We start from the raw sequence: 4,569 nt of genomic DNA, 5'->3' as shown, positions 1-4,569 counted from the left end.
CGTCGATCACGGCCTGGCCGAACCCGAGCGTCGGCGCCGTGACGGTCCGCGCCGACCGCTTCCCGGACCCCATCCGCCTCGAGGTCGTGGACGCGCTCGGCCGCGTCGTCTCCGTCCTCGAGGCCGCGCCCGAGCGCGACGTCGCCTTGCCTCGCTTGGCACCGGGGCTCTACACGGTCCGCGCCGTCGGCGCCCTCGAGGTCGACGCCGTCCGAGTCGTCGTGGCGCGCTAGACTCCAGCGGCTTCCCCTCTCGATATGACGCTCGCTCCCTCCGTCCTGGCCGCCGACTTCGGCCGGCTCGCTGCCCATGTCCGTCAGGCCCTTGAGGCCGGGGCCGAGTGGCTCCACATCGACGTGATGGACGGCCACTTCGTGCCCAACATCTCGTTCGGTGCGCCGGTCATGCGCGGGCTCCGATCGCTCGCCGACGAGTTCGGCGTCCCGCTCGACGTCCACCTGATGATCGAGCAGCCGGAGCGCTACCTCGAGGACTTCGCCGACGCGGGCGCGGCGCTCATCACGGTCCACCAGGAGGCGAGCCCGCACCTCCACCGGACGGTCCAGGCCATCAAGGCGTTGAACTGCCAGGCCGGCGTCGCGCTCAACCCGGCCACGCCGCTCGTCGCCCTCGAGGACATCGCGGCCGACCTCGACTTGGTCCTCATCATGTCGGTCAACCCCGGCTTCGGTGGGCAGGCGTTTATCGAGTCGTCCGTCGACAAGGTCCGACGATGCCGGACGCTGCTCGCGGGGACGGGCAGCCGAGCCGCCATCGAGGTCGACGGTGGCGTGACGCCGCAGAACGCGGGCGCGCTCCTCGAGGCCGGTGCCTCCGTCTTGGTCGCGGGCAGTGCCGTCTTCAAGGGCGACGTGGCCGAGAACGTCGCGGCATTCCAACGAGTCCAGAGCGCCCGAGGCGCGGTGTACCGCGCGTGACCGCCGACGGCCCTCAAGGACGTAGCTCATCTCCCTGATCCGATGTCGACCTCCACCTTCTCTCTCGCGGCGCTCCTGCTCTTGGCCGCCTGTGCGGCCCCCGTCGACCGAGGACCCCGCACGCCCGACCGCGACGACGTGGGCCTCGAGGACGTCGGCACGCTCCCGGTCGGGCTCTCAGCCGACGACGTCGAGACCCTGACCGAACTCGGCGTTCCCGTCGTGGTCCCGTCGGATCCCGGCACGTTCGAGGTCGTCGAGCTCGAAGCCTCGGCGGTGGATCGGTCGGCGTCCTACTCAGTGCGCTACCAACGAGCCGACGGGGCTTGTTTCGAACTCTCGGGAGGCAGCGAGGGATTCGGCGGCCCCAGCCTCCCCATCGTCTCGACCGACGTCCGGGTCAACGGTCTGGGCCGGACGGTCCGCGTTCACGAGGCCTCTCGAGACCCGGGCGCGACCAGCGCTCAGGTGTGGGGCGCGGGAACCATCGTGTCAGAGTTCATCGACCTCGATGGCGCCTCCGCCCTCTTCTTGAGCGACACAGCGGGTGGATGTCGGCCGGTGACACTCGACGAAGGCGTCCAAATCGTCCGTTCACTGGTCCAGCTCCAGCCGTCCTCGAGGTCGGCCGCGGGCGTGGGCCCGCTCGGCGCCTTCGCCCCTGCTGAAGACTTGCTCGAGCGCGTCAACGCAGCCTCGTCTCCCGAGCTTGCGGCAGACGCCATCGCCCGCCGCTACAGTGGCGAGGCCGACCGTGTGACTGTCGACGTTTTGTCGGAGTCGGGCTACGAGGCGGTGGCGCTCGTGACCGCGTTCGGCCTCCGAGACGACTCGATCCGCGACGAGCGCTTGCGGCTGACCTACACGCCGTACGACGGGACGTGGGAGCTAACGGCGGCGGGCCGCCAGGTGCGGTGCTGGCAGGGACGCGGGCACCAAGACTGGAGCGACCAAGCCTGTCTGTAGCGACCTCGAGGACGGCCCAGCATCGGGCTAGCTTCGGACCATGCCGTCGCTCGCCCACGTCGTCCCGCTCACGCCCGTCGACGGCGTGTACACCTACCGCGTGCCCGACGAGATGAGCACCGAGGCCGTGCCCGGCGCCCGTGTGCTCGTCCCGTTCGGACGGCGCCAGATCACCGGCGTCATCGCCGAGCGCGTTCGGGGGTCGGCCGACAAGCTCAAGCCGCTCCACGACGTCCTCGACGAGCACCCCGCGCTCCGGCCCGACCTGCTCGCCCTCACGCGCTGGGTCTCGCGGTACTACCTGTGCGCCTGGGGCGAGGCCATCAAGGCCGCGCTCCCGAGCGGGACCGAGGTCGAGAGCCGCCGCGTCGTCCGCGCGCTCGCCCCGCCCGACGCCTGGCCCGACGACCCCCGGGGCCGCAAGATCCTGCGCGCCCTCGAGGCCGAGAACGGGAGCGGCCTCCCCATCGCCGGCGTCGCCGGGGTGCTGGGTCGCAAGACCGTCCCCCAGAACCTACTCCGCCGCATGGCAGCGGCCGGCGTCCTCGAGGTCGAACACCAGGTCCAGGAAGCCAGCACGCGTGTCAAGACGGCCCGCCACCTCCGCTTCGTCGGTGGCGACGTCGAGGCCGTTCGTGGTGCGCGACAGCGGGCGCTTCTGGACTGGCTCGCGGAGGCCGGCGACGTCCAGCTCCAGGCCCGAGCGCTCGCGGCCACGGGCGCGACCAGCAGCACCGTCAAAGGGCTCGAGGCACGCGGCCTGCTCGAAGTGTCCGACCTCGAGGTCGAGCGCCGCGACCACCTGGACGTCGAGGTGACGGAGGCGCCGGCTGACCTCGAGTTGCACCCGGCCCAGGTCTCCGCCCTCGAGGCCGTGACCGACGCGATCGGAGCGGGCCGGGCCGAGACGTTCTTGCTCCACGGCGTGACGGGGAGTGGCAAGACGGAGGTGTACCTGCGCGCGCTACGGGCCGCGCTCGCCCTGGACCGGAGCGCCATCGTGTTGGTCCCGGAGATCGCGCTCACGCCGCAGACCGTCCGGCGCTTCCGCGCGCACTTCGGCGACCGCGTGGCGGTCCTTCACAGCCGGATGAGTCCCGGCGAGCGGCTCGATGCCTGGACGCGAATCCGCGACGGCGTCTATCCGGTCGTGATCGGACCTCGGAGCGCCATCTTCGCGCCGGTTCAGAACCTCGGCATCGTCGTCGTGGACGAAGAGCACGAAGGGAGCTATAAGCAGTTCGATCCGGCGCCCCGCTACCACGCCCGCGACGTGGCCGTGATGCGGGCTCACCAGGCCGGCGCGGTCTGTGTGCTGGGCAGCGCGACGCCCTCGATGGAGTCCGTCGCGAACGCGAACGCGGGCAAGTACACGAGATTGGAGATGCCCGAGCGCGTGCCCGTCCGTCTGCCAGATGGCGAGACGCGAGCGCCGGCGCCGCTGCCGCCCGTCCGCGTCGTCGACCTGGCGAGAGAGCGGCAGGTCCGGCGCCTCAAGGGCGCGCTCAGCCACGACCTCCGCCTCGCCATCACCGACCGGCTCCAAAAGGGCGAGCAGACGATCCTGCTCCAGAACCGACGGGGCTACGCGCCGGTCCTGACCTGCGAGTCGTGCGGGTGGACGCCGACGTGCCGCGACTGCGACGTCTCGCTCACCGTCCACAAGACGAGTCGCAACCTCAGGTGCCACTACTGCGGCCGCGCCGAGCGCATCCCCCGGCCCTGCCCCGAGTGCGGCCAAGACGACCTGCGCCTGCTGGGAAGCGGCACGCAGCGCGTCGAGGAGGAGATCGCGGAGGTCTTCCCGTCCGCTCGCGTCCTGCGCATGGACCTGGACACGACCTCGAGGAAGGGCGCCCACCGCCGGATCCTAGACGCCTTCGGGCGCGGCGACGCCGACGTCCTGCTCGGCACCCAGATGGTCGCGAAGGGGCTCGACTTCCCCCGCGTCACGCTCGTCGGCGTCGTCGAGGCCGACACGGGGATGCTCTTGCCCGACTTTCGCGCGGCCGAGCGGACGTTTCAACTCTTGGCCCAGGTCGCCGGCCGAGCCGGCAGACACGAACTCGAGGGCGAGGTCATCCTGCAAACGCGCAACCCGGAGCACCCGGCCATCCGGTTCGCGCTGGGCCATGACTTCCACGGCTTCGCACTCGGCGAGCTCGGCGAACGCTTGGCGCTCCACTACCCGCCGTACGCGCGCATCATCGGCTTGGAGGTCAAGGGACCGCACGCGTCCTCGACGGGCGCGCTCGCGGACCGGTGGGGAGACGCGTTGCGCGCCGAGGCCCAGAAAGTGGCCGGCGTCGAGGTCCTCGGGCCGGTGCCTGCGCTCATCGGCCGGGTCAAAAAGTGGTGGCGGATGCACCTGATGGTCAAGGCCCCGCGCGCGCTCCCGTCGTCCGTGCTCGCCGCCCTCGTCACGACGGCGGGCGAGCGCGTCAAGACGCCGTCGGGCCACCGCGTCAACCTCGACGTGGATCCTGTCGGCCTCTACTGAGGGCCGGAAGCGTCCGACCTCGAGGGCGGACCGTCGCTGGGAGGCCTCTACAGGTCCATGTCCGAGAGCCAATCGCGGATCGCGGCGGCGCTTCCCAGCGCGAGCGGGTTGTCGAGCGCCGCGCGCGACGCGTCGGCTGCCGCCCGTGCGCCCTCGAGGTCGCCC

Annotated in this window: 4 protein-coding genes; all 4 read left to right on the top strand. The window is 71.5% G+C overall.

Annotated features, from left to right (window positions below; translation table 11 throughout):
• Positions 1-233: T9SS type A sorting domain-containing protein (locus WBA11_RS18190; RefSeq protein ID WP_424522051.1), on the top strand; the 233-nt coding region annotated here is incomplete at its 5' end.
• A gap of 24 nt (positions 234-257) precedes the next feature.
• Positions 258-938, top strand: coding sequence for a ribulose-phosphate 3-epimerase (gene rpe, locus WBA11_RS18185; RefSeq protein WP_424522050.1), 681 nt, complete (start codon positions 258-260; stop codon positions 936-938).
• 42 nt (positions 939-980) lie between these two features.
• On the top strand, positions 981-1,904 hold the full coding sequence (locus WBA11_RS18180; RefSeq protein ID WP_424522049.1) for a hypothetical protein: 924 nt from the start codon (positions 981-983) through the stop codon (positions 1,902-1,904).
• 40 nt (positions 1,905-1,944) lie between these two features.
• The gene (gene priA, locus WBA11_RS18175) at positions 1,945-4,404 is read left to right on the top strand and encodes a replication restart helicase PriA (RefSeq protein WP_424522048.1); all 2,460 of its coding nucleotides are present in this window, start codon (positions 1,945-1,947) and stop codon (positions 4,402-4,404) included.
• The last annotated feature ends 165 nt before the right edge of the window (positions 4,405-4,569 follow it).

Origin of the sequence: Rubrivirga sp., from assembly GCF_049648075.1 — a bacterium.
Lineage (GTDB): Bacteria > Bacteroidota > Rhodothermia > Rhodothermales > Rubricoccaceae > Rubrivirga.
This window is presented reverse-complemented; position numbering and strand designations above follow the sequence as displayed.